Source organism: Streptomyces sp. NBC_01233, assembly GCF_035989305.1.
GTDB lineage: Bacteria > Actinomycetota > Actinomycetes > Streptomycetales > Streptomycetaceae > Streptomyces.
Genome location: NZ_CP108514.1, coordinates 7,348,976 through 7,371,395, shown reverse-complemented (window position 1 = coordinate 7,371,395; position 22,420 = coordinate 7,348,976). Strand labels below are relative to the sequence as shown.

At 70.0% G+C, this 22,420-nt stretch carries 28 protein-coding genes and 2 pseudogenes; 16 read left to right on the top strand and 14 right to left on the bottom strand.

What is annotated here, in order from left to right; all coding sequences use genetic code 11:
• Positions 1 to 21: 21 nt before the first annotated feature.
• From OG332_RS34650 to OG332_RS34600, 11 genes and pseudogenes are all read left to right on the top strand, one after another.
• A complete protein-coding gene (locus tag OG332_RS34650) occupies positions 22 to 606 on the top strand; it encodes a hypothetical protein (RefSeq protein WP_327417144.1) in 585 nt (194 codons plus the stop codon).
• A 1-nt stretch (position 607) separates the two neighbouring features.
• Positions 608 to 790 (top strand): annotated as a pseudogene (locus OG332_RS34645) (DNA cytosine methyltransferase); the annotation flags it as partial.
• Between the two features lie 115 nt (positions 791 to 905).
• Positions 906 to 1,142: pseudogene (locus OG332_RS34640) on the top strand (DNA cytosine methyltransferase); the annotation flags it as partial.
• Between the two features lie 354 nt (positions 1,143 to 1,496).
• Positions 1,497 to 1,805: a hypothetical protein gene (locus OG332_RS34635; protein WP_327417143.1), complete on the top strand. Its 309-nt coding sequence runs from the start codon at positions 1,497 to 1,499 to the stop codon at positions 1,803 to 1,805.
• Between the two features lie 93 nt (positions 1,806 to 1,898).
• Positions 1,899 to 2,504 carry a DUF4913 domain-containing protein gene (locus OG332_RS34630; protein WP_327417142.1) on the top strand — a complete coding sequence of 202 codons (606 nt, stop codon included), beginning with the start codon at positions 1,899 to 1,901 and terminating at the stop codon, positions 2,502 to 2,504.
• Entirely contained in the window at positions 2,501 to 3,292 is a 792-nt protein-coding gene (locus tag OG332_RS34625; RefSeq protein ID WP_327417141.1) for a glycosyl hydrolase, read from the top strand. Before OG332_RS34630 ends, OG332_RS34625 begins: the two co-directional genes overlap by 4 nt.
• Positions 3,289 to 3,768 (top strand): hypothetical protein, encoded by a 480-nt coding sequence (locus tag OG332_RS34620; RefSeq protein ID WP_327417140.1) that lies wholly within the window; start codon positions 3,289 to 3,291, stop codon positions 3,766 to 3,768. The genes OG332_RS34625 and OG332_RS34620 overlap by 4 nt, the downstream gene beginning before the upstream one ends.
• Positions 3,765 to 4,433 carry a hypothetical protein gene (locus OG332_RS34615; protein ID WP_327417139.1) on the top strand — a complete coding sequence of 223 codons (669 nt, stop codon included), beginning with the start codon at positions 3,765 to 3,767 and terminating at the stop codon, positions 4,431 to 4,433. The genes OG332_RS34620 and OG332_RS34615 overlap by 4 nt, the downstream gene beginning before the upstream one ends.
• The gene (locus OG332_RS34610; RefSeq protein WP_327417138.1) at positions 4,430 to 5,278 is read left to right on the top strand and encodes a winged helix-turn-helix transcriptional regulator; all 849 of its coding nucleotides are present in this window, start codon (positions 4,430 to 4,432) and stop codon (positions 5,276 to 5,278) included. Before OG332_RS34615 ends, OG332_RS34610 begins: the two co-directional genes overlap by 4 nt.
• A 126-nt stretch (positions 5,279 to 5,404) precedes the next feature.
• On the top strand, positions 5,405 to 6,343 hold the full coding sequence (locus tag OG332_RS34605) for a DUF317 domain-containing protein (protein WP_327417137.1): 939 nt from the start codon (positions 5,405 to 5,407) through the stop codon (positions 6,341 to 6,343).
• A 58-nt stretch (positions 6,344 to 6,401) separates the two neighbouring features.
• Entirely contained in the window at positions 6,402 to 6,890 is a 489-nt protein-coding gene (locus OG332_RS34600) for a hypothetical protein (RefSeq protein ID WP_327417136.1), read from the top strand.
• A gap of 4 nt (positions 6,891 to 6,894) precedes the next feature.
• Here the strand turns inward: OG332_RS34600 and OG332_RS34595 are convergent, their stop codons facing one another.
• A complete protein-coding gene (locus tag OG332_RS34595) occupies positions 6,895 to 7,161 on the bottom strand; it encodes a hypothetical protein (RefSeq protein ID WP_327417135.1) in 267 nt (88 codons plus the stop codon).
• A gap of 224 nt (positions 7,162 to 7,385) precedes the next feature.
• Here OG332_RS34595 and OG332_RS34590 point away from each other — a divergent pair, with 224 nt between their 5' ends.
• The 4 genes from OG332_RS34590 to OG332_RS34575 all read left to right on the top strand — a co-directional run bounded on the left by OG332_RS34590 (position 7,386) and on the right by OG332_RS34575 (position 9,002).
• A complete protein-coding gene (locus OG332_RS34590; RefSeq protein ID WP_327417134.1) occupies positions 7,386 to 7,733 on the top strand; it encodes a DUF317 domain-containing protein in 348 nt (115 codons plus the stop codon).
• A 351-nt stretch (positions 7,734 to 8,084) separates the two neighbouring features.
• Positions 8,085 to 8,345: a hypothetical protein gene (locus OG332_RS34585; protein WP_327417133.1), complete on the top strand. Its 261-nt coding sequence runs from the start codon at positions 8,085 to 8,087 to the stop codon at positions 8,343 to 8,345.
• Positions 8,346 to 8,387: 42 nt separating this feature from the next.
• Positions 8,388 to 8,600, top strand: a complete 213-nt coding sequence (locus OG332_RS34580) for a hypothetical protein (RefSeq protein ID WP_327417132.1) — start codon at positions 8,388 to 8,390, stop codon at positions 8,598 to 8,600.
• A 72-nt stretch (positions 8,601 to 8,672) separates the two neighbouring features.
• A complete protein-coding gene (locus OG332_RS34575; protein ID WP_327417131.1) occupies positions 8,673 to 9,002 on the top strand; it encodes an esterase in 330 nt (109 codons plus the stop codon).
• 441 nt (positions 9,003 to 9,443) lie between these two features.
• Here OG332_RS34575 and OG332_RS34570 read toward each other — a convergent pair whose 3' ends face one another.
• From OG332_RS34570 to OG332_RS34520, 11 genes are all read right to left on the bottom strand, one after another.
• Complete coding sequence (locus tag OG332_RS34570; protein ID WP_030195625.1) at positions 9,444 to 9,965, bottom strand: hypothetical protein; 522 nt, start codon at positions 9,963 to 9,965, stop codon at positions 9,444 to 9,446.
• Positions 9,966 to 10,473: 508 nt separating this feature from the next.
• The gene (locus OG332_RS34565) at positions 10,474 to 12,072 is read right to left on the bottom strand and encodes a restriction endonuclease (protein ID WP_327417130.1); all 1,599 of its coding nucleotides are present in this window, start codon (positions 12,070 to 12,072) and stop codon (positions 10,474 to 10,476) included.
• Between the two features lie 141 nt (positions 12,073 to 12,213).
• Positions 12,214 to 12,618, bottom strand: coding sequence for a hypothetical protein (locus OG332_RS34560; RefSeq protein ID WP_327417129.1), 405 nt, complete (start codon positions 12,616 to 12,618; stop codon positions 12,214 to 12,216).
• 107 nt (positions 12,619 to 12,725) lie between these two features.
• Entirely contained in the window at positions 12,726 to 14,483 is a 1,758-nt protein-coding gene (locus tag OG332_RS34555; RefSeq protein WP_327417128.1) for a relaxase/mobilization nuclease domain-containing protein, read from the bottom strand.
• Positions 14,483 to 15,148 (bottom strand): plasmid mobilization protein, encoded by a 666-nt coding sequence (locus tag OG332_RS34550; protein ID WP_327417127.1) that lies wholly within the window; start codon positions 15,146 to 15,148, stop codon positions 14,483 to 14,485. The genes OG332_RS34555 and OG332_RS34550 overlap by 1 nt, the downstream gene beginning before the upstream one ends.
• Positions 15,145 to 15,369 (bottom strand): hypothetical protein, encoded by a 225-nt coding sequence (locus tag OG332_RS34545; RefSeq protein ID WP_327417126.1) that lies wholly within the window; start codon positions 15,367 to 15,369, stop codon positions 15,145 to 15,147. Before OG332_RS34545 ends, OG332_RS34550 begins: the two co-directional genes overlap by 4 nt.
• Positions 15,370 to 15,470: 101 nt before the next feature.
• On the bottom strand, positions 15,471 to 16,520 hold the full coding sequence (locus OG332_RS34540) for a DUF2637 domain-containing protein (RefSeq protein WP_442816392.1): 1,050 nt from the start codon (positions 16,518 to 16,520) through the stop codon (positions 15,471 to 15,473).
• Positions 16,521 to 16,525: 5 nt separating this feature from the next.
• A complete protein-coding gene (locus tag OG332_RS34535; RefSeq protein WP_327417124.1) occupies positions 16,526 to 17,092 on the bottom strand; it encodes a WhiB family transcriptional regulator in 567 nt (188 codons plus the stop codon).
• Between the two features lie 116 nt (positions 17,093 to 17,208).
• Positions 17,209 to 17,907 (bottom strand): ATP-binding protein, encoded by a 699-nt coding sequence (locus OG332_RS34530; protein ID WP_327417123.1) that lies wholly within the window; start codon positions 17,905 to 17,907, stop codon positions 17,209 to 17,211.
• On the bottom strand, positions 17,907 to 18,926 hold the full coding sequence (locus tag OG332_RS34525) for a hypothetical protein (protein WP_327417122.1): 1,020 nt from the start codon (positions 18,924 to 18,926) through the stop codon (positions 17,907 to 17,909). The genes OG332_RS34530 and OG332_RS34525 overlap by 1 nt, the downstream gene beginning before the upstream one ends.
• 1 nt (position 18,927) lies before the next feature.
• Positions 18,928 to 19,254: a transcriptional regulator gene (locus OG332_RS34520; RefSeq protein ID WP_327417121.1), complete on the bottom strand. Its 327-nt coding sequence runs from the start codon at positions 19,252 to 19,254 to the stop codon at positions 18,928 to 18,930.
• 647 nt (positions 19,255 to 19,901) lie between these two features.
• Between OG332_RS34520 and OG332_RS34515 the strand changes: the two genes are divergently transcribed.
• Positions 19,902 to 20,774, top strand: coding sequence for a helix-turn-helix domain-containing protein (locus OG332_RS34515; protein ID WP_327417120.1), 873 nt, complete (start codon positions 19,902 to 19,904; stop codon positions 20,772 to 20,774).
• Between the two features lie 205 nt (positions 20,775 to 20,979).
• Here OG332_RS34515 and OG332_RS34510 read toward each other — a convergent pair whose 3' ends face one another.
• Positions 20,980 to 21,309: a hypothetical protein gene (locus OG332_RS34510; protein WP_327417119.1), complete on the bottom strand. Its 330-nt coding sequence runs from the start codon at positions 21,307 to 21,309 to the stop codon at positions 20,980 to 20,982.
• A gap of 451 nt (positions 21,310 to 21,760) precedes the next feature.
• Entirely contained in the window at positions 21,761 to 22,390 is a 630-nt protein-coding gene (locus OG332_RS34505) for an HAD-IA family hydrolase (RefSeq protein ID WP_327417118.1), read from the bottom strand.
• Positions 22,391 to 22,420: the final 30 nt, after the last annotated feature.

Here is a 22,420-nt window from a genome sequence, read left to right as displayed (position 1 = left end):
CCCCACGTACAGGAATTCATCGTGACCACGAACCCTCTCGCCGACGCTCTGGCCATACGGGCCACGGCCTCAGCCTTCGACGCCCAGCGCGGCAAGCTCCCGGTCCCCGGCGACCCTCACCGCCTCCCCAGCAGCGTCGCCGTCGCCCAGCAGATCTCCGAACTCGGCAACCTGGTCACCGTGCTGGGCGACGAGGTCCTCTTCCGAACCGCCAACAGGGAACACAGCTCTCGTACTTCCCTAGCCGTGTCCAGCTTCTCCGCCGCCGTACGGCCCGCCGGTGAGGCGGCAGCCGCCCTCGGGGAGGTGGCCCAGCAGCTCGCGTTCCTGGAACGGACCGAGCACCTGCACGACCGGCCCGACAGCCGGGATGCCCGGGAGGCGGCGGGGCGGGTGATCGACGAGGCGCTCGGGACGGCGGACACGGCCCTGCGGGAGGCGGCCGACTCCCTGCACGCCGCCTCGACCGCGGTCTCGCCGCCGTCGAGGCGGCTCCGGGCAGCCCTCGGCCGGACCACCACCCCCTTGTACGAGGCCGTACCGGCTACCCCCGCAGCGCCGGCACCGACGACGGCTCTCGCGCCCCGGACCGTACGGGGCCGGTGACATGTCCGCCATCGTCTCCAGCTCACCGCTGATCGGGTCGCTCTGCTCCGGGTACGGCGGGCTCGACCTGGGGGTGCAGACCGCTCTCGGCGGCACCCTGGCCTGGCACGCGGAGGTCGATCCGAACGCCTCGCGCGTCCTGGCCCGCCACTGGCCCGGCGTCCCCAACCTGGGCGACATCACGACCGTCGACTGGTCCACCGTCCCCCGGGTGTGCGTCCTGACGGCCGGCTTCCCCTGTCAAAGACGTCTCGGTCGCCGGCCGCCGGGCTGGACTCAACTCCCAGACCCGATCGGGGCTGTGGCTGCACGTCGCCCGTGCGGTCGAGGCCCTCCGACCCTGCTTGGTAGTGATCGAGAATGTGCGCGGCCTCCTCACCTCCCCCGCCGGTTCCCCTGGCGACGTGGAACCCTGCCCGTGGTGTCTGGGAGACACCGCAGGTCAGCCTCCTCTGCGGGCACTCGGTGCCGTACTCGGATCCCTGGCCGACCTCCGGTACGACGCGAAATGGCTCGTGCTTCGCGCCTCCGATGTCGGAGCCCCGCACCGGCGCGAGCGGACCTTCCTCACGGCCTGGCCCGCCGGAGACCCTGCTCAAGACGCCGACCAGCAACATCGGAAGGAACGGCGGCTCGCAGCACCCGGCCAAGAGGAAGAGCGGTGGGCACGGTCCGAACCTGGCCGACGAGGTCGAGTGGCTCCTGCCGACGCCGAAGGCGTCGGACGGGATCAAGGGCTCGCCCAACCAGCGGCACGGCAACGGGGACATGACCCTGCCCAGTGCGGCGGCGTCGCTGTTGCCCACACGCCGGGCCAGCTACATCGGCACCCCGGGCCGTCGCCCCGGCAAGGGGTGGCGCCCTCCCCTGTCGGCGGTGGTCCTGCCGCTGTGGGCGGAGTCGTCCCCGGAAGCCGAGGAGTCGAGCGGCGATGGGGACCGTACGCAGCCGCCATCACCCGGTGGGAGACGCTCACCCGTCCGGCGCCGGCGCCCACGGACGCGGCCGGTCGGCTCCGTGCCGACTTCGTCGAGTGGATGCAGGGCCTCGACGCTGGCTGGGTCACCGCCACCCCGGGACTCGGACGCCCGGCGCAGCTCACCGCACTCGGCAACGGCGTCGTCCCCCACCAGGCCACTCGGGCTCTGCAGTTGCTGGCACCGCCGTTCCCGCGCTGTCCGCGCTGCGCGGCCGGGTAGCGGCTCCCTACCGGGTTTTCCCGGCCGGGCCAAACCGCGGATTCTCCGCATCCTCTCGGGCATGTCGCCGTCTCATAGATGGAGCACGCTTTCATGTCCGACACCAGCCCGACCGCCCCCAGCCCTGAGCCGATCCGGGTCTCCGACGAAGACCTCGACGACCTCGCCAGCGCCCTCGCCAAGACCATCGCGGAGGTCAGGCGCCACGGCGGCATCCTCGACCGCCTCGGCTCCGAGCCCGATCCCGTTCCCACTGCCGACCAGCAGACGGACGGCGCTCCGGCAGCCGGGGCGGCCGGCCCCGAGAAGGCCGACGGCCCCACCTCGGTGTTCATCCTCGCTCTGGGCGGCGAGGCGTACGCCGTCGAACTCGCCGCCCTGAGCAACTGGGTGAACTACCTCTTCCTGCCGGTGTACGGCCGGGAGATCAGCACGACGCGTCCGTGGTGCGCGCAGTGGCACGAGCACCCAGAGGCCGTCGCCCGGCTGCACGCCCTCTGGCTCGCGTGGCAGCAACTCACCGACACCGAGGCTGGCCTGTCCGGTCCGTCGACCTGGCACCGCGACCACCTGGACCAGGCGCTGGTGCACCTCCGCGCCCCGGACGGTCCGTTCGCCGCGTGCACGACGAGCCCGGCCCGCCCCAATCACCGGGTTCTGTTCACCCCCGCCCCTCAGCCGTCGGGGGTGGCGGCATGAACGACCGCTTCGACTTCGCCTTCGATTTCGATCTCGACGAACTCGCCCCCGCCGATGCCGCATCCGAGGAGGCGGTGGAGAGGTTCTGGTCTGGTGACCTGACGGCGCTGTCCCAGCACCACACCACGCCCAACGGCTCCCACAGCTTCGTCGTCGCCCATGACCAGTCGGCCACGTGGGGAATACCCGGCGCGCCCCAGGTCATGGCGATCGCCGTCGCCCGGGACCTGACCCGGTTCACGTACACCCTGGAGACGAGCCACCACGCCACGGTGTCCTTCGCCCAGAACTGGCTGGTCGAGCGCGGCTGCCCGCCCGAGAGGATCGCCAAGATCCGCGGCGGCTCCTTGAAGCCCGCCGACGACCTCACGGTGTGGGTCGAACGGCAGATCCGCGAGTCGGGCGCCCGGTACGAGGTCCTCGACAACCACACCTCGGACTTTGACCCGTGCGAGACGTGGACGCTGACGCGCGACTCCCGGGCCGACGACGCACCGATTCGGGTCTTCCACGAAGAGTGGGACCACGGCGCCGGCACGTACACGATGCGCGAGGGCGCCTTCGTCGACGCCGGCGCCGCCCACGCCTGGTTGGACGATCGCAGCGGCCCGTTGCCCGAGCCGCCGGAGTATCGCGATGACAACGGCGCCGTCGTCCGGGCCCGCATCGCCCGCATCGCCCTCGCCCGGTCGGCCGGTGCATCCGCGGCGCCGATGGCGGGTCGCGACGTCCCCCGTACTCCTCCGGCGGGACCGGCCCAGCGACAGGTACAGGGGAGGCTGCTGTGAGCCGCGCCCGCTTCGCCTTTGCCGCACACCCTGACGCCATCACCGACCTTCGGGAACTTCCCGATGAAATGCGTGACTTGGCGCTGCTGGAACTGCAGAACCTGGTCCACGGAAGTGACGACTGCCTGCCGTTGAAGGGCCGCCTCGCCGGCTTCCACAAGGTCTACGTCGACCCCTCCGTCGCCTACCGGCTGGTCATCCAGTTCCGCCCGGCCCCACCGACCTCGAACCACCAGCGCGAGGTCTACCTCGTCGCCGCCGGAAGCAGGAAGGACTACGCGGTCTACCGCACGGCCCACCTACGCACCGCCCCTCAGCAGATCACTGAGACGGCCTCCGCCGACGAGGCCCGCGTCCAGGCCGCCCGGTCCCGTTCCTCCCTCACCGCCGGCCGCCCTACGGCCGCCGTCCCGGCAGCTCCTCCCACAGTGGCCCGCTCCACGGCTGCCCCTCCCCGAAAGGCCCCCCAGCGATGACCGTCGACCGCGCCCCGCTGTCACGTACCGATCTGGCCGGCCTCCTCGCCGAGGCCGCGCAGAGCGTCTCCGGAATCCTCGCCGCCGAATACCCGACGGTTGCCAGCCGCTCTTACCTGCACCCCGTACTGGGCGCGCTGTCCGCCGGTCCGCACGTGGTGGGCGAACTGACCGACCGGCTCGAAGAGTTCATGGCCTCCGAGCCGCGTCCCGCCACGCCGGCGGATCTGTTCGCCCTGGCCTCCTACGCCTCCGCGCTCGGCTGGCTCACCGAGTCCCTCGCTGAGCTGACCACCGCGGTCGACCAGATCTGCACGCGCGTGGGCATCCCCACGGAACCTCGGGACCCGGCCTTCGCCGCGACCGAGGACGCCGAGGAGGAAGACGGGTTCGCCTTCGCTTTCAGCGCGCTGGAGCTGGCTGCGATCCGCACCGCCGCCGAGGCGACCGGCCTCCCGCCGGGCGACTATGTCGACGTGCTCTCCCAGTCGCTGCTCGCGGCCTCCCGGATCACCGATGCCTGCATGGAGATCTCCAGCGGCCTGCTCGAAGACGCCGCGTACGTCCTCGACGAGGCGGCCGACCGCATCTGGACCGGCGGCGAACCGGGGGGGCTGCCCACCCTGGTCCGGTCGCTGCTCGCCCGGATGGAGGCGGCCGAATGAAACAGCCCCACGTCCCCGCCCGGCCCCTCTTCCCCATCAACTCGTTCGATGCCCAGCGCATCGAAGACGCGTTCTCCCTGATGGGGCCGAAGTGGATCACCTGGTCCGTGATGACCCTGGTCCAGGAGGGCCGCCCCATGCGAATACGGGACATCGCCGCCAAGCTCCCCTTCGTCAGCGAGCAGGTGATCGGCCTGTGCCTGGCCGCCATGCAAACCGGCGGGCTGGTCACCCGAACCGACACCCGCCACGGAGCGCCGTACCAGCTCAGCGCCCTCGGCGAGTCCCTGACGCACGTGCACCGCCCCCTGGCCGACTGGTCCCGGATCTACCTGGCGCCCGACGCGACGGCCGAAGCCGAACGCGTCGAGGACGCTGTACGGCATCTGCGTCCGGGGCATTCCACTGCCCTTATCCAAGTCCTTGCTGGCTGCGGCCCTATGCGGTTCGGTCACACCGCCGAGGGCATCGGCCGGGCCGACGCCTTCACCCGGCAGCACCTCCTCCGGCTCCAGGCCGACGGCCTGGTCACCCGCACGGGCCCGCAGCATGGCGCCCCCTACGTGCTGACGGATGCTGGCCAGGCGCTCGGTCCCGTCTACGCGACCGTCGAGCACTGGAGCGCCCCCTTGACCACACGGTGGACCCCTTCGCCCCCTGCCCCTGTCTCGACGGCCCAACGAATCCACTCCGATATCCCGTTGGGGTCGGACGGCGCCCGGACTGCGGCGGCGCTGCGCCGGAGCGCCGCCGTACCGAATGCACTGTTCAGCCATGCTCCCCAGCCGCAACCGCGGGTGCCGGCGTCCGCGACTGCTCCGTCGGCCCCGGGACGGGTCAGGTGATCCGGGTGGCGCCGAGAACCAGAGGCAATCCGCCATCGCCACAACGTCCGCGTGCGCTCCGGCCCTTCACAGCGCTGCGCACGCGGGCGCGTTCCCCTCCTCCCACACGCGCCTGGAGCTTCGACCATGTCCGCCCTTCCCGACCCGTCCCGCCACGAAGAGGTACTGGTCAGCCCCATGTATCTCGCCGGCTCCAACGGGACCGGAGACGCCGGCTTCGCCCCCGTGGCCCACTGGCCGCACCACTACCTCGACGACGGCCCCTGCCAGCTCCTCGTCACCTCTCCCGACCAGCGGATCAGGGTCGGCTGGTTCGGCGACGACTTCGAGCTGTGGAGGATCACCGCGGCCGAGGAGGCCGTCGCCACGCCCCGCTGGACGGCGACCTTCAACCACGTCACCCCGGCCGAGATCGTCGCCGGTCTCACCACCGCTCTGGCCCGCGACTACGCCGAATCCGACCCGTACGAGAACAACGGACGCTTCCTGGCGGACCCGTCGTCGTACTGGGCTAATGCCGTCCAGCCGCTGCTCGATGCCGGCTGGCGTCGAGGGGCAGCCAAGTACGGAACCGTCGATTTCACCGCTCCCGACGGACTGGCGGGTGTCGAGATCGATACCCTTCGCGGCGGACGGGACGCCGAGACCGTCACGCTGTGGGCCGGTCCCCGGGGCTGGAGTACGCGGGCAGAGGCGGTGTTCACGGCCCGCACTCCGTCCCATCTGATCGCTGCGACGGCGGCCGCCATGGCGAGTTCGGCCCCGGTGGTCCGCGAACGGCAAATGATCCACCGCGAGATGGAGCCGCTGGTCACGCTGACGCCGGTCGGCCCGGCTGCCGATCCCCCGGTCTCTCGCTCTCCGACTCCGCTCGACGTACGCCGCACCGCTGTCACCGAGGCCGTACGCCGTGCCGCGCACGCTCCACGGACAGCAGCCGACCTCCGCGTGATGGCGGCCCAGAGCCGCACCACGTCCTCGGCACAGCAGCGGTCGAGCGCCCTCGCGCCCGCAGCCTCAGCCCGGCCGCCAGCCGCTTCGTCGGCTCCCCGGCACAGCCGCTGACCCCCGCCCGGACCTTCCCGGACGCCCCTCCGCCTCCTCGGACAACAGGAGTTCCTTCATGCCCGATACCACCGCGCTCGACCAGGCCACTTCCATGATCGAGAAAGCCTGGGGTCAGCCCATCGAGGTCCTGGAAGTCCTCGCGGTCCGTCGCCCCTGCGACGACCCGCTCCTGCGCTCGGCCATGCGCATCCGTACAGCCCTGGCCATCACCGACAACGCGGTGTCCGTTCACAAGGATCGTCTGCACGCCATGACCCGGCCCAGGTATGTGCCGGCCTTCTACGAGCTGGACCGGCTCTCCAGCTCGGCGGCCGACCTTCGCGTCGCGCTCGCGGAGAGCGGTGCGTACGTGCAGGCGATCCGGCGTGTGGTCGAGGCGCGCGAAGCCGCCTCGGCCGCGGACCGGGGGCCGGCGGCGAACCTGTCCCGGGCCGCTGTCGCCCGCTCGGGGCTCGCTTCACATGCCCCGGGCCAGGTGCCCGACCAGCCTGTTCCCGCTACTGTCGTCGGGCCGTCGGCGCCCTCACCGGGGCCGCGCCGTTGAACGGTCAGGCAAGGTCTTCGTCGTGGTGGGCGTCCTCGGTGGGGGCGCCCACCACGCGGGCCAGCTCCTCCACCGTCAGCTCGACGTGCCGTCCTTCCGCGACCCGGTGCTCCACCACCGCGTCCTCGCCCGCCCACCTGTCGGACTGCGCGCCGACGCCCCACTGGCCGTCGGCAACCATCGCAATGTCACCAACGGTCCACGGCCGCCCGGCGGCGCGGATCTTGCGCTCCAGCCCGGCCCCGTCCCAAGGTCTGCCCGACTCCGTCATCCCTCCTCCCCCTTCGGTCCCGTACGGCCCGCTGCCGCAACTCGAGTACGACAACCCCGGGCGTCGTTCCATTCCCGTGCCGCCGGCGTTCTGGGCGTCTGCCCGTGATCAGTTCGCCCACGGCAGACGGGCATCCCCCGGAAACGACTACGGACTTCGGCACACCCCATGTCAACGTACGGGTGTCGGGAAAAACTGCAGGTCAACGAAGGGATCGTCCAACCGTGAACGCCTCCACCACCCTCCTGCCCGCCGTCGTCCGCCCCTCCGTGGAAGACCGCCACTGGCTCTCCTCGGACCACTCCGCGGGCCCGGTGCTCGAACTCCTTCACGCCCTCGACTGGACGGTCGTCGACACTCCGGAGGCCAACATCCACGCGACGAGCCCGGACGGCCGCGTCTACGTCAGCTGGCTTCCCGAGGACCCCGCCGCCTGGACACGCGAAATCGTCTGGCAGGTCCAGGTTCAGCCCACCGAAGGCGACGCGTGGGTCCAGGAGTTCGGCACCGACACCCCCGCCGAGGCTGTGGCCGGGTTCGTCGCCGCCCTCGCCGCCCACTCCCCACGCTGAATCGGTGAGCGGGCTGCACAACCGGCCCGGCCCGCTCACCGGCACCTGTTCTCGGGGCCTGCCCTCCGGGCCGACCGGCCCTGTCCCCGCTCACTGGCCCAGCAGGAGGTTCCGATCGCACGCATGCTCCTGGCCCCCGTCCCGGCTACCGCCGTAAATGCGCCTTCGCCCGTCGCTGCACCCGCTACTACCTGCCCGGTCAGTACGGCAGCCACGCCAAGCCCCTTCGCCGCCATGCCGCGCGCCGAACGGTACGACGCCAGTGGCAGCGCGGCCTCTCCAAATGACCGAGCGCCCTGACGTCCACCGCCCGGCCGTCCAGGGGCTCCTCCCCAACAGGAGGAACTCACCGTGCCTTTCCACGGCCCGCTCACCAACCACCACGCCGACGGCACCCTCTGCCCGGCGGACCACAAACACACCAGCTCCGGCAAGCCGCTCCACCCCGGCTGCCCGGGGCGCTCGTACACCCAGACCGTCTGCTCGTGCGGCAGCTGGGAGATGACCCAACGCGGAAAGGGCTACGTCAACGAGTGCCGCAAACGGCACCTCGCCGGCCACGCCCAAGGGCCGAAGGCCCTCCGGGACCTGCTCCGTCTCGACACTCCCTGACGCTCCGACCCCCACCCGCTCGTACCGCTATCGGAGGTTTCCTTGCCCGAGTACCTGACCGTCGGCCACCTGCTCCGCCAGCTCCAGGACCTCGACCCCGCCCTGCCGATCCGCCTCGCCGTCAACCCTGACTTCCCCTTCACCCACTACGTGGGGACCGGGGTCGTCGTCCAGGACGGCAAGGCGTTCATCCCCGACGACGGCCAGGAGGACTACCTCCCCACGTCGGTACGCGACGCCCTCACCTGGTCCTGACCCCTTCCCTGCTCTCCGGAGGCCTCCATCTCGTCACACACCCTCCCGCTGCACAGCCTCGCCGTACATCCCATGCCAGACGGCGTACGCGGCGCGCTGGTCCAGCGCGTCTCCACCCGGCACGACGGCCCACTCGACATCACGTGGCTCGCCGCCGGAACCCCGAAGCTCCCACTCGGCCGCATTCGCCTCCACTGGGAGCCCGCCTCTCGCTCCGGTTGGAACATCACCGCCCACCTGGGCCTGGCCACCACCGAGGTACACCTCGCCTCCTGGCCCGCCGCCCCGGACGACTGGCGGCGCCTGGTCCGCCCGACCCTCCACGAGGTGACCGGCCTCTGCGCCGCCCTCGCATTCGCGACCGCCGCCCTAGACCTCTCGAACCACCTCGCCAAGGTCTGACCGAGAACCGCAGAAGGCCGTCCCATGCCGGTCAGGCAGAGGGCGGCCTTGCCGTACGCCGTTGAGTAAGAGGGGCCCAGCGATCCGTTGACGCGGGGATCCGAACGTTTCGCACATAGGCCCGATGATGAGCTACGGCCAGGAAGCCACGAGAAGGACGCTCCCCGATGTCTGACGCCCCGGCGAGACCGGGCTCTTCAGAGAGGGGCGGGTGTCGCGGAGTCTTCCTCGGCCGCCACCCCGCAACGCACTTCACGCCATCACCCCGAACTGCCTGACGAGGTATGGGAGGTCCGGCAGTCGAGCAAGGGCGGACAGCAGCCGGCGATCCATCTGACCGTTCTGCCCGAAGTAGGCAGCACCGAAGCCCCGCCGGCAGTGGCGGGGCTTCCTAGCTGCAAGGGCGGCGCCTGACTTACGGCGCGGTGGCGAGCCTGGCGGTCACTCGTCCTTGGGCTTATCGTCGTAGGTGCTGTCGAACCAGTCGATGAATTCGCGGACGCTGCCGATCTTCGCGATCCGGGCATGCAGGGCCTTCTGGTCGTGCCCGATGACGAACCATCCACCGGTCACCAGCTCGCCGCAGCCGCAGTAGCAGGTGCGGGCGTCGTGCGGGGCATCGAAGTAGGTGATCGGGTTGCGGGTCGTCTCGACGGGCGTTCCCTTGCCAACGTAGGTGTCGTACACCTCGTCGCCCGGAGTGAGGTACCTGCCTTCGATCGCCTTGCGTCCCCCTGCCACGGGGACGAGCTTGTCGATTGCGATGGCCATGCGGACCTCGCCTTCGTGGGAGAGCAGGGCGTAGCGCTCCTTCTCGGCGCGTTCACCCAGAACCCAGCACCCACGGTTGGCGTGGAAGAGGGCCTCGTCGTCCATGACCGGGTCGAAGCCGACGATGTTACGGCCGAGCTGGTCCTCCTGCGGGTTGACGTACCGCCTCGAACCAAGGGTGATGTGGATCATCAAGTACCCCCATAGATGCATACCCAGGGCTCCCCGCCCTGCGGACTATGCAGATCTTTGCACGACGACTCAATACCTTCAACCCCTAGGACCCCAGGCTTGGATTCCATCGAGCGGGAAAGCGCTCGCCATCCCCCGCCCAACTGACGCCCGGATTCGATTCTCTCCAAGTCACCCTTGACGCAGGGGCATTCGGCGGCCAAGTGCCCCAGGGACAGAGGGAGGGGCGCGGTTCGCGAAAGGGACAGATCCAGGGTTCGGACGAGTGACGCAGAGGAGACTTCCGGGCGGGCTCTGCAAGAACGGCAACCCGGCTGACCACCCTGTACACGCCGAGGCCGAGAGTTCCACCGATGTATCGGTGGAACTCTCGGCGTGTAGCACCTCGCTGTTCTCGGCCTCCCGGAGGAGCCCCCGGGTCGGCAAGGCGAGATGCCGCTCGAGCCGCCTTCGGCGTTCGTGTTGTTCGTCCACTACGGGTCAGGGTGAGCGCGCGGTCTGGCCACCTTCACGACCGGCCACGATCCGCGAGTGTCGTCTGTACACGCGCTCGGCCAGGAGCCAACTCCACGCACTGAACTCCGAAGTAGCCCGCAGTCGCGGTGGGCCGTCGCTCGATACTGTCCTTGGTGTCCCACCACTCAGCGACGATGCATAGCGCGGTGGCGTCGGAGGTTCGGGCACGCTCGTAGGACCACAGCTCGTACCGTTCCTTGGTCTGACTGAGAGGGTGATGCGAGCGCAGAGCGCAGGCGACGACGCCCGAGTGCGCTGGGTATCCGGGCAGCTCTTCGGGGGCTGGCGACCCGCCGGGACCGTACGGATTTGCCGCAAGGATGCCGACAACCCAGTCTTCGTTGTCCCATCGCCGGTCGGCGGGCTCCACGATGTAGCCCAGCACCTCGAGCGGGACGCCACCAGCGACGCGCTGTCTCGTGACGGCTCGCTCGACCAAGGGTCGGAAGTACCCCCGGCTGGGAACGTCGAACCTGCGGTAGAGCTGTTGCAGCGAGCCGGGGTCCAGGGGCATCCCTACAAGTTGGAACGACACGTTGCACCGCGATACGCGGCGAGTTCGCTCGGCGGAGACATTGCCTGACATCGTGAAGAACCCGCCGTCGCACGCTTCGAAGTAGACGAACTCCTCACTGTGGTGGGGGTCTTCGAGTTCGTCAGTCCGTTCTTTCCACCCCGTGAGCGCCTCTGCAAAGGAGCGAGCTCCAGTGCCGTGCCAGTTGCGGCGGTGCTGCTGAATGCTCCACTGGCCCTTCCGGCCGATCCACCCGAGCTCGTCGAGCGACTGCAGGAGGCGGAGCAGTTCTCGTTGGTCCCAGGCTCCGACCGGCATGTCCAGGGACACGCCGCTCCCAGCGGCCGGCACCCAGTCAATGTCAGGCAAGTCGAGGCAGAACACGGTGGAGTCGAAACCCCCGTCTCCCTGGAACCATGTCACATCCTCACCACTGGCTGTGAGCAGCCTATAGGCGCTCTCCGGCAGAGGCCGCAGCTGCTTGCGTGACCGCCTTGCAGCCTTCTCGGTTTGGGATGCCTTCTCTCCATAGTGAACGTTGCCGTGGACAACCAGTTGATCGTGCTTGAGCCGGAGCATCCGTTCCAGCTCCTGCGGCTCCCTCAGTGCAAGAAGGATGTCAGTCTCGTCGAAGACGAGGATCAAACCCTCCTGGCGGAAGTCCGCAATCTCCTTCTCTGCCTCTGCGTTGATGCCGAGCATCGTGAACAGGACGCCGACGACCGTGCCGTCGACACGTCGCAATCGGGCTCGGATCGCCTGGATGATGTCGGTGCCGGCCTGGTGGTTCTCCCACTTCGCTTCGACGAGGTAGCGGCTATTGTGCGAGATCACCGCGAAGTCGGTTTGGCGTCGCCCAGCCATCCTCGGGTTGTGCGGTGCCTCGAAGTGGGCCCTCTGGAAGGCGCGCTCGAGCAACGCCTCGAGCTTGTATCCCCGGCTCTGCGGAGCTGGGATCGCCCGCACCGCATGAAGCTCGCTGAGTAGATCCGATTCGTGCCACGGCCGGATCTCGAATCGGTCCTCGCCCTCTGGGACCGGGCTTTCCTCTGCGGGTTCCTCGTCGTGGTGACTCATACTCAGTCATCCTGGCGCACGCCTGTGACAAGCGCCCGTGAGCTGCCCCTTAGCTCCTGACTCCTTCTGGCAAGAGCTCTCCCAACTGGCAGCGTCGGCCATCGACCGCTCCTGCCGGAAGTCCGATCGATATACCGCTCGTTATTCCAGGTAGGCACCGGCAACGATGCCGTCGAAGCCGAGCGCAGCGAGACCCTTCTCGACGGTGGGGTAGGTCGTGCCGTACGGGCTGGCGACCAGGGCGTCGAAGTCGGCGCGGCTGATCTCCGGTTCGAGCCACTGGTTGCTGCACCGGCAGCGGATCCAGATGTTGCGGCCGTGGTTGATGAGCAGCCAGTCGCGTCGGGCCCGGCAGGCCGAGCACATCACGGGGATGCCGCCGAGGGCGAGTTCGTGTGGGTGGCTGACGCAGCGGGTCGCGCCGGGGCCGTCGGCCGGCTGCGTCTCGTACTGGAGTTGCAGCAGGGGGCCGGTGCCGGTGGGAAGGACGGGCAGCGCGGGTGCCGGCTCCGTGGTGCGGTCGGTGGTTCTGGGCACGAGCGTCATCTCCCGGTCGAGGGCTTCCTGTTTTCATCCGTAACAGCAGGTGGAACCGCTGTCCAGGCATTTCGTGGAGTCTGGTAGGTCGGTGGCAGGCCTTCCCTACGCGCTGATCAGCGGCGCGGTGGACGGCTGCGCGGGTCAGAGACGGCAGGGCGGGGCGCTGCTGTGGGTGCGTTCCGTTCGCTGGTGCGGCTGGCCGAGGGCTTGGTCGGGCGGGTGCCGGCCTGCGGGCGACGGGGAGCTTCGCCTGTGTGGGCGGGGAGCTGGGCGAGGCGGCGAAGGCGCCAGACCACGACGTCGTTCACATCCGCGGCGGTGTCGAGTTCGCGCATGTCGATGGCCTGTTGCAGGAGGACCTCGGGGTCGTGGCCGGCCTGCTCGGCCTGGACGAGAGTGGCGACCAGGGCGTCGGTCTTCGTCGGCATGCCATCGGCTCGTACGCCCTGCTTCGGCAGAGCCGCGCGGAGGGTGGCCTCGTGTGACCGGCGCTGGGCCTCGGGGAGGGCACGGCCTTGGTCGTGCAGCACCCGCATCGGCGTGGCTGCGGCCTGGCGGTAGGCGGCGCGCAGATGCTCGGCGGCCTGTCGGGAGGCGTGGGCCTGCTGGGCGTGACCGCGAGCGGAGTGCCAGCGGGCGGCGGCGAGGGTAACCAGGACCAGGGTGGAGACGAGCATGGCGGTGGTGCCGCCGTCCTCGCCCCGGCCGAACGCGCCGCCGGCCTGGACAATGCCTCGGGCGGCCGAGCGGAGCGCCCGGGTGTCGGCGCGCTCTGCTCGGACGTGGCTGCGGGTCGCCCGCTCGAAGGCTCGGGCGGCGGCAGCCAGCTCGGCACGAGTGGCCACCGGGGCGGTCTGGGCGACCGCGTCCAGGAGTTCTCCGACGCCGACGAGCTGGGCGGCGGCTTCATCGTCGTCGCCGTCGAGGAGGACGGCGGCACGCTCGGCTATCCCGGTGGCGCTTCGTCGCTCTCGGGCGGGCGGGGACCAGTCCGCCGGGCCGCAGGCGACCGAAGGCGTTGGCCGCTCGGCGGTACCGTCGGCCAGCCGGAGGCGGATCTTGGGAAGGGACAGGTCGAGGGCAAGCTTGGAGCCGGGGTACCAGACCGGTTCACCGTGGCGGTTGCGGTCGCCGGGCAGGGCCACGTTGTAGCCGAGCGCGTCGCCGGACGGGGCGTGGCGCACCTTCACGCGCAGGCCCGCCTCGCGGAGCCGGGTGAAGAACTCCTTCTCGTCGTCCGCTCCCGCGACGGCCTGGCGGACGGCTTCGCGGAGCGTCTCGCGGGAGGTCTCTGGGCGGCCGGTGCGTTCGGCCTTGAACTTCTCGGCGCTGGTGGGGTTCTTCGCTGCGGTGCCGTCGCCGGCGTTGAGGCGGCGCAGGCCCATCTCCTCCTCGATGCGCCGGCAGACGGCCTGGGCCTTGTTGAAGTCGTAGTTGAGGCGGGGATTGCGCAGGTCGCCGCGGACCAGGGTGGCGACGATGTGGATGTGGTCTTCCGCGTGGCGGACGGCGATCCACCGGCAGCCGTCGGGATCACCGTCCGGAGCGATGCCGGTGGCGTGGACGATGCGCTGGGCGACGGCGTTCCACTCCTCGTCGGAGAGCCGCCGGTCGCCGGGTGCGGTCCGGACCGAGCAGTGCCACACGTGCTTGGCGGGCGCGCGGTCGCCGGCCTGCTTGACCCGGAGGTCGAGGGCGGCGGTGAGGCGGGTGAGGGTGACTTGCGGGTCGGTATCGCGGCCGGGGTCGGGGGCGAAGCCGTCCCAGGAGCCGACGAGATGCGCGTCGGTGTGCTCCTCGCGCCTACCGGGGCCGTAGAGGTAGACGAGGAGTCCGTGGGTGCGCGAGCCGCGTCCGATGTCGGGAACCATCACAGCCGCCTGGTCACCAGGTCGTTCGCCGCGTCGTCGAGGCGGCCGAGGGACCGGGTCAGAACGCTCAGTGCGTGTTCGAGTTCACCGGGGCGTGGCTGCCCGCCGGCGTTGTGGACGTAGGCGATCTGGTTGATGTTGTTGCCGATCCGGGCCAGGGCGGTGCGCAGGGCGGCGAGTTCGTCGATGGCCGCGTCGAGTCGTTCGTTGGTGTGCAGGGCGGTCGAACCGCGGGCGGTTGCGAGGCCGGCGGCGGCGAGGAAACGGGCGACGGTGACGCCGCGCTGCGCGGCGGCGGCGACGATCTCGGCTTTCTCGGTGTCGGAGAGGCGGGTGGTGGTCTTGCGGGTGCGTTCGCTCGGGTTGCGGCTGCGGCGGCGGGGTTTGCGGTCGGGGAAGGCGGCTGGGCGCGGGCTCGACTGCTCGCGGTGTTCGTCGCGATCGGTTTCTCCCCCGGTGACCGGCGCCCCCTGGTGCCGGTTGCCCGGTTGGTTCCCGAGCGCCCTCGCTCGGGAACCAACCGGGCTTCCCCCGCCCTCCGGGGCGGGGGCAAGTGCGTACGACGGGCCGTAGGACCGTCGTACGCGATAGCTTGCTCCGCCAGGAGCCGTCGTGGGGTCACGCTGCTGTCCGGCGGTGGTCACCGCCGGGTCGTCGGTGGTCACCGGCTCGCCTCCGGGTCCTGATGCTGGATTTCGCGGACGAGTTCCTCGATCCAGTCCATGGCCAGGACCGGGTGGTGCAGGGTCCAGGGGCGATCGTGCTGCTCTCGTTGCACGATCCAGGTGGTGTCGGGGCCGGACTGGGCGCGGTGGAGGTGGCCGCGCTGGTGAAGGACGGTCAGCCAGGAGTCGACTTCGGCGGGGGTGGCCGGGTGGGTGCGCATCGGATGTTCTCCGCTTCTGCTCTGGAGGGCTGTGGGGCGGGTGTCCGGAGCGGGTGACCGGCTGGGGTGACCGGCTCGGTCACCCACTCCGTGGTGTCCGGTCAGTTCCGGGCGGAGGTGACCGGCTGTCCGTGCTGGGCGCGGAGCTGGGCCATGAGGGCGGTCAGGGTGTCGCTGGAGAGCGGGATCTGCTGACCGCGGATCGCCTGGGCGACCACCTTGCGGGTCAGCTTGTCCTCGGCCCTGACCGCTGACCGGGCGATCTTCAACAGTTCCTCGGTGTCCGGGTCGGGCCGACGGTCACCGGCTGTCCGGGCCTCTCGGTCAGCGGCCCGCGGCGGAGTGACCGGCGGGGTGGTGCCCGCCGCCAGGCTGTCCTGGTCGCCGGTGACCGGGGCGTCGTCGGGTCGGTCAGTGACCGGCCGAGCGGAGTCCGACTGTCCGGGCAGGTCAGCGGCCTCGTGCGACTGTCCTCGGTCATCGGTGACCGGGTTGCTGCTGCCCACCGGGGCGCTGTCCCCGGTCAGTGACCGGGAGGCACGAGCCTGCTTTTCCGGAGACAGCGGCGGCCGGTCGGTGAGCGTGGCGACCGACTGACCGGGCTTGACCTGACCGACCGCCGACCGGTTCTGACCGACCCGGTCAGTCCGGGTGACCTCGACACCGGCGCGCCGGTCACCCTGACCGGGGTGACCGAGGTGACCGAGGTCCTCACGGTCCTTGACCGGCCCCCGGGCGATGAGGATGTAGAGGTGGACCGCTCCGGCCAGGGCGAGCGGGGCGATGGTGGACAGCACCGCGACCACGGTGTCCCCGAGCCGGAGGCCGTTGCCGGCGACCGCGTCCTCGTTGAGCCGCACCGCGTGGAGCGCGTTGGCCCAGATGCTGGCGGCGGTGGCCGTGCCGAAGAGCGTCCAGACGTAGAGCCGGGCGCGCAGCGGCGCGTCGCGGAGGACCAGGAGCGCCCGGACGCCGTAGGCGATGAACCCGTCGATCACCAGGGGGAAGAGGTAGGTGAGGAAGCCTCGGATGTGGATGGCGACGGCCATCTGCTGCAGCGCGTCGTACGACAGCGCACATCCCGCGCCGCCGAGGGCGATGACGACCGCGCGGTCCCAGCCGGATATGTGCGCCGTCTTCGGCGCGGTCATGGCGGTCACGCCGCCGTCCCGAAGTCGCCGCGACCCAGGCGCTCGCCGCCGGACTCGGACGAGGCGGTGGCCGTCTCGGGCTGGTTCAGGTCTCGGTTGCGTAGGGCGCGGCGGAGTTCGCGGTACCGCTTCTGGGCGTGCTCCTCGGTGATCTTGAGGAGCCAGGCCAGGCGCTGCTCGGTCACCCCGTGGCGGTAGGCGGCGCGGATGACCGCGCGGCGCTCGGCCTTGGTGAGGTGGATGTCGCGACCGGCGATGGTGTCGTTGACGCGACTGTAGTCGAGGCGGTGGGCGATCTTCTCGTGCAGTGGTCCGCGCTCCTCTTCGGTCAGTCCGCCTCGGATGCCGTCGGTGTCACCGGCTTCCAGGGCGGCGTCCAGGCAGGTGCGGCGGACCGGGCACTGGCCGCACAGCGCCTTCGCTGCGGTGATCTTGTCGGTCTCATCGGGGTCCGGGAAGAAGATCTCGGGGTCCACCGGGTTGTACTCGGTGCTCTGGCAGATGGCCTCGTCCCGCCAGGTGTGGTCGCCGAGCGACCGGTGGCGGACAGGGCTGTGCGTCGTGCTGGTCATGTGGGTGCTCCGATCGCTCTCCGCGCGCAGGGGAGTCGGCGGAGAGGTGCGCTGGGTCGGGGAAGGCTCGGGGCGGCGCGCAGCAGGCGCGGCCCGGCGCGGTGGCCTGGGGCGGGTCAGGCCGCGAGACGGTGTCGTCTGCGGTCGACCTGCTCGAACTCGACCCGGGTGGTCATCTGTGCGAGCCGGGAGGCGACCCGGTCGCCGAGGTGGGCCCGGAGGTCCCTGATCGCCAGGTTGGTGGTGATCAGGGTCGGAAGCTCGTAGTTGTACCGGCGGTTGATCAGCCGGTACGTCACTTCCTCGACCCACTCGCTGGCCTTGGCCGCGCCGAGGTCGTCGATGATCAGCAGCGGGCAGCGGCTGACGGCGGCCAGCTCCCGCTCGCTGTCGGCTCCGGGCCGGGGCCGCAGGTCGGCGTACAGGTCGGCGGCGGTGGTCGCGCGCCAGCGCACGCCGACTCCGCTCTGTACCAATCGCCGGACCGCGCCGTACGCCTGGTGCGTCTTGCCCGCGCCGACGACGCCGGCCATCAGCAGGCTGGGGCCGGTGGTGACCTGTCGCCTGGCTCCCTGGTTGGGAGCGACGGCGGCCTCGGCGACGGTCCGGACCCAGGCCAGGACCTGGGGGTGGTCGGCGACGGCGGCCCGGTAGCGCGGGGGCATCCCGGCCGACAGCGCCTCCAGCGGGGAGACGGTCTCGGGGTCCTGGGCCGGTGCAGCGCCGGGAGCGATGTTGCGGGTGGCCAGGATCCGGGCCATCCGGTCCAGGGTGCCCTCGCCGAGGGTCTGCGGTTCGCGGTGACGGGTGCGCATCACAGCTCCTCGGCGTAGGCGGCAGCGGCGTTGGACGGGTTGGTCCACGCCTGATGGGCGGGCACGTTAGGCCGGATTCCCGGCCGCGCCAAACCACCGGGGCGCGCGTTCATGGCCTCGTTGACCATGCTGGTCAGCACGCTCGGGTGCTTGGGGTTGGCCGCGAAATTCGCCAGCCCGGCCCTGATGTGCTCCGGCGCGATGCCCTCACCCAGGAGCTTCTTGCTGATCCGGCCGAGGTGTCCGATCACGTCGCTGGGCGGGCGCTCGTCGCAGACAGCGACGTACTCGCCGACGAGCTGGTTGGCCGAGACGCCGACTGCGGGCGCCATGCGCCCCGTAGGGACAAGAGATCCAGGATCCAAGATCCTAGATCCAGGCGCCGAGTCCTCTCCGACGCTTCGGGGAAGGTTCGGGGAGCCCTCGGAGAATGCCTCCTGACCTGTGCTCTTCGCTCCAGCCTGGCTAAGGGCGCCGCCCGCGTGGTCGGCGGCTTCCTGCCAGTCGGCTGAGGCCCCACCCGTGTGTCCGGGAGGCGTCGACGTGGTCTTCGCGGGCAGGTCGAGGGCTCGGGGAGCGTTCGGCGAGGTCTCGGCGAGTCCTCGCGGAGCAGCAGACGAACCCTCGGTCCGCTTGGTGCAGGAGCCCTTGCAGGGCGCACACCGGTCGGCAGCCTGGTGCTGCGGGCAGGAGGGCAGACGCGACTGGCTCGGCTTGTCGATCTTCTGGTGGTCGGACCAGGTCACGATGTGGAGGTAGCGGCGGCCGTCGCAGCCGGTGTACCGGCAGATCAGGCCGGCGGTCGCGAGCTGGTGGAGATCGTCTTCGACGTGGACCGAAGTGTGCTCGGCGCGGAGGGGCCAGAGGAGCCCGGCGATGATCGCGGCGTTGTCGCGGTGGCGACCGTGGTCGTCGGCCTGGGTGAGCAGTCCGAAGAAAGTCCGCTCCGCCTCGACGCGCACCTCGGCGAGCGACTCGGAAAAGAATGCCTCCGGCTTGATGGTTCGTATCCGCGCCATGTCAGCGGCCCCGACCGGCGGCGACCAGGTCGCTGCGGGTGAGGGTGGCGTCGGCGAGGTGAAAGGTGTGCGGTCGCGTCCAGTCCGCCTCCGGCCAGGCCCGCAGGATCCAGCGGCCCGCGACCCTGGCGGTGGTGCGGCCCAGATCCATGGTCTTCCCGGCCTCGTCCTTGACGACGGCGTGCAGGTGGGGCCACGTCTGCTTCGGGTCGTCGAAGCTGACCCGGATGGTGGCCGCGCCCGCGATCATGTCCGCGAGCTGGGCGGCGAGGCGGCGCTGGCGGCCAGCGTCCGGGCAGGCCGGGGTTCCGATCGGCATGGCGAGCATGCGATACTCCGTCTTTCGTAGGAGCGCGGTGCGGCGGTTCTCGTGCAAAAGCCCCGCCGCCCGCGTGATGTGTATGGGCACCTCTCGGGGTGCCGACCCGGCGCTTGGGAGTTGGTAGCTCCCGGGCGCCGGTTTTCGTTGCCGAGCCACGTCACGGACCATGCGCCCGCATTCGCCCCACCTCCTCCTCGGTCTGTCTCTCCTCAGGCATACGGCGCGACTCCCGCAGGCAGGGTGCGTGTCCCGGCGTCTTACGGCCCAATCGGTTCGTGCCTTTCATCTGCTCTTTTGCGCCCCTCCCCGGGTCGCCACCCGGCGGGGGACGACGAACATATGTAGACACCTGCGGCAAGTCCATCCCTGGCTCGATACAGGTCACACAAGGCTCATGACGGCCGGTGTCGAGGAAGGTGGTCCCACGACCGGCCAGCAACGACTGGACCGAATCCGACGGCGCTTTGCGCGAGTGGTCACGACAACGCAACGTGCACAGAGGTCCCCCAGGGCTGGCACCATAGAGAGCCGGAGCCCAGCCAGCAGGTGCGATACGGAAACGTACGTCAGTTGCGGAAATGTATCAAGCCTGGGCTACAGTTGCCCCTAGAGGCCGCCACCACCGGCCCGATCGCCACCCTGCAGGAGTTCATGTGCCACGTCAGTTCGACGGCAGCCGCGTGCGCGCTGTCCGGCGGGGCAAGGACCTCCACCAGAAGGAATTGGCCGAGATGGTGGGCGTCAGCGCCCCCACGGTCGCGCGATGGGAGAGCGGCCAGGACTTCCCCAAGGGTGAGAAGCTCCCCGCAATCGCAGCGGCGCTCGGTCAGTCGCTTGATGCCCTTTTCCCCCACGACGGTCCGCCGGACCTGCAGCTACTGCGCTGCGACGCCGGCCTCAGCGTGGCGCAGGCCGCTGCGATCATCGGTGCAAGCCGCGTGCCGGTGAGCAACGCCGAATCCGGCCGGCGCCGGCTCAGTGATGCTTACGTGCAGCCGCTCGCAGAGGCGTACGGGGTGACCGAAGAGGAGTTGCTGGCCGCCCAGGACTGCTCGTTCGGGCTTCGCCCCAGGGCCTCGCGTGACGAGCATGCGTCCGCGCCCCGCACGGTGGGAGAGAAGATCAACTACCTCCTGCAGCACGGGTACGTTGGTCAGGAAGCGCCCTCCGATGAGGAGATTGCGCGAATCGTCAACGAGCATGCGGGCGTGGCGGCCGTCACCGCCGACGACATCGCCGCCCTTCGCACGGGCGCCACGACGGAGGCTTCTGACGTGGTGCGTGCCGGCCTAGCTGAGGCGCTTCAGGTCGACGCGGCCCTCTTCCAGGACGATGCCGAGGTCGACCCTGCGGCCCGCGAATTCCTGGAGGCACTCCGCTTCCTCGGCTCGATTCACAGGGGGCAGATCCTCGGCCTGGCTGCCCGCGGCAACGGCGGGGGCCTGTCTGCCGAGATGATGGCCAAGATCAACGAGCTCGTCGGAGAGCTGAAGCACAAGCTGCCAGAGGTGCAGGACGTGCAGTAACGCCGTCGGCGAGTGCCAGAACCGGAGTCAGGCCGAACGACTCGACCCACGCCACCCTCAACGGGCTCGACGTACCCACGATCGCGCTCCGTGCCGACGCGGACCTCGACGCATCACCGACGGCGGTCCCCGCAGCAACGGCGAACAAGCCGACGCCGGCCGTGCACCCCCGCGCGCAGGTCATCGGCTGGCGAAGGTCTGCCGATCAGAATTCGAACACTCGCCTGGCGTCAGACGGAAGATCGTCTGTCGTGCCTTCGTAGAAGCCGAGGCCGTCGCAACCGGGGCACGTCTCCAATGTGCAGACCGATTCGTCCCCACCGACGGGGATCGAAACCTTCTTCGTGCCTTCGCAGTCGCCACACTCGAACCAGACCTCTCCGTCGAGGCCGTAGTCGATCTCGCGGTACACGCACTCCATGCACACGTCACCTTTGTACGACTCGGCGTAACCGGTGCCCTCGTACTCGAAGCTGAGCGACTCTCGCGTGTTCGCAGCGCTGAAATTGTCGCCGCACCTAGCACACTTCTTCACCCGCGCATCGTACTGGCCCCGTGCGCAGGTCACTGGCGATTCAGCCATCTAGATCATGAACCGTGCCCATTCATCGCCGGGGCTGCAGTGCCTGTCGTCGGCGATCCAACTCGGTCCGGTAACTACCGTCCGGACGTCCTCGCTGTAGATCTCGTCCCCCAAAGCCTCCCTGGACCGTCGCCGCCGAGCCGGGCCACCTCTTGAAGAAGGGGCCTGCCGGGGATGCCTCTTGTTGAGACATCCCCGCCAGGCCCTTCGCTGTTCCTGTTCTCGACACTGCAAGGCCGACTGCGGAGGCTCGCTCACCTTCCGCGTCCACTGCGCCGTGGCTGCCTGCCACGACCGTCGATGTCTCGGGCGAGTTTGCCGTGCCCAGGGGTCGGCAAGCAGCAGGGTCGACGGCTCACTTCGATATCGAGCCTGGTCGGACCGCCGTGTGGACGGCGCCCGGCTACGACGCCGTGAGGTCCACGCCGAGCAGCTCGGAGAGAGTGACCACCGTCTGCCGAGGGTCCTGGTTGTGCACCCCCGCGAGGCCGAGCTGTTCTGCTGCCTGGACGTACGCTTCGGTATCGTCGACGAAGACGCACTCATCGGCCGACAGATCCATGAGCTTGAGCGTGATCTCGAAGAGCTCGGGGTCAGGCTTGCGCAGCAGGTGCTGCTCGGAGATCACCACGACGTCGTACAGCCGCTCAAGCTCGTAGCCGTCGTACAGGTCCCAAGGGGCGAGCCCCACGCTGTTGGACAGGATGCCCACCTTGATCCCGGCCCGCCTCTCCGTGGCTGCCGCATTGATCATCAGCGGCTCGGGGCGAAGTGCGCCGAAGATACGGCCCATCAAGTTGTCAGTCGGCACGCCCAGCATCTTGCCCGCGAACTCGTTCCACTCAGTCTGTGAGACCACTCCGCGCTCGAGGTCGCTGGTGATCCGGACGCCCTCCTCGTCCTTGTACAGGGCCCTGAGGCAGGCGCCCTGCGGGAGGCCCTCGCGCTGCTCGAACGCGAGCACTGCGGGCAGCAGCGGAGTGGTGAGAACGCCTCCGAAATCGAGGATGAGGCCCGTGCGGCGGTTGGACATGCGAGAACTCCAGATTGCTGAGATTTCGGA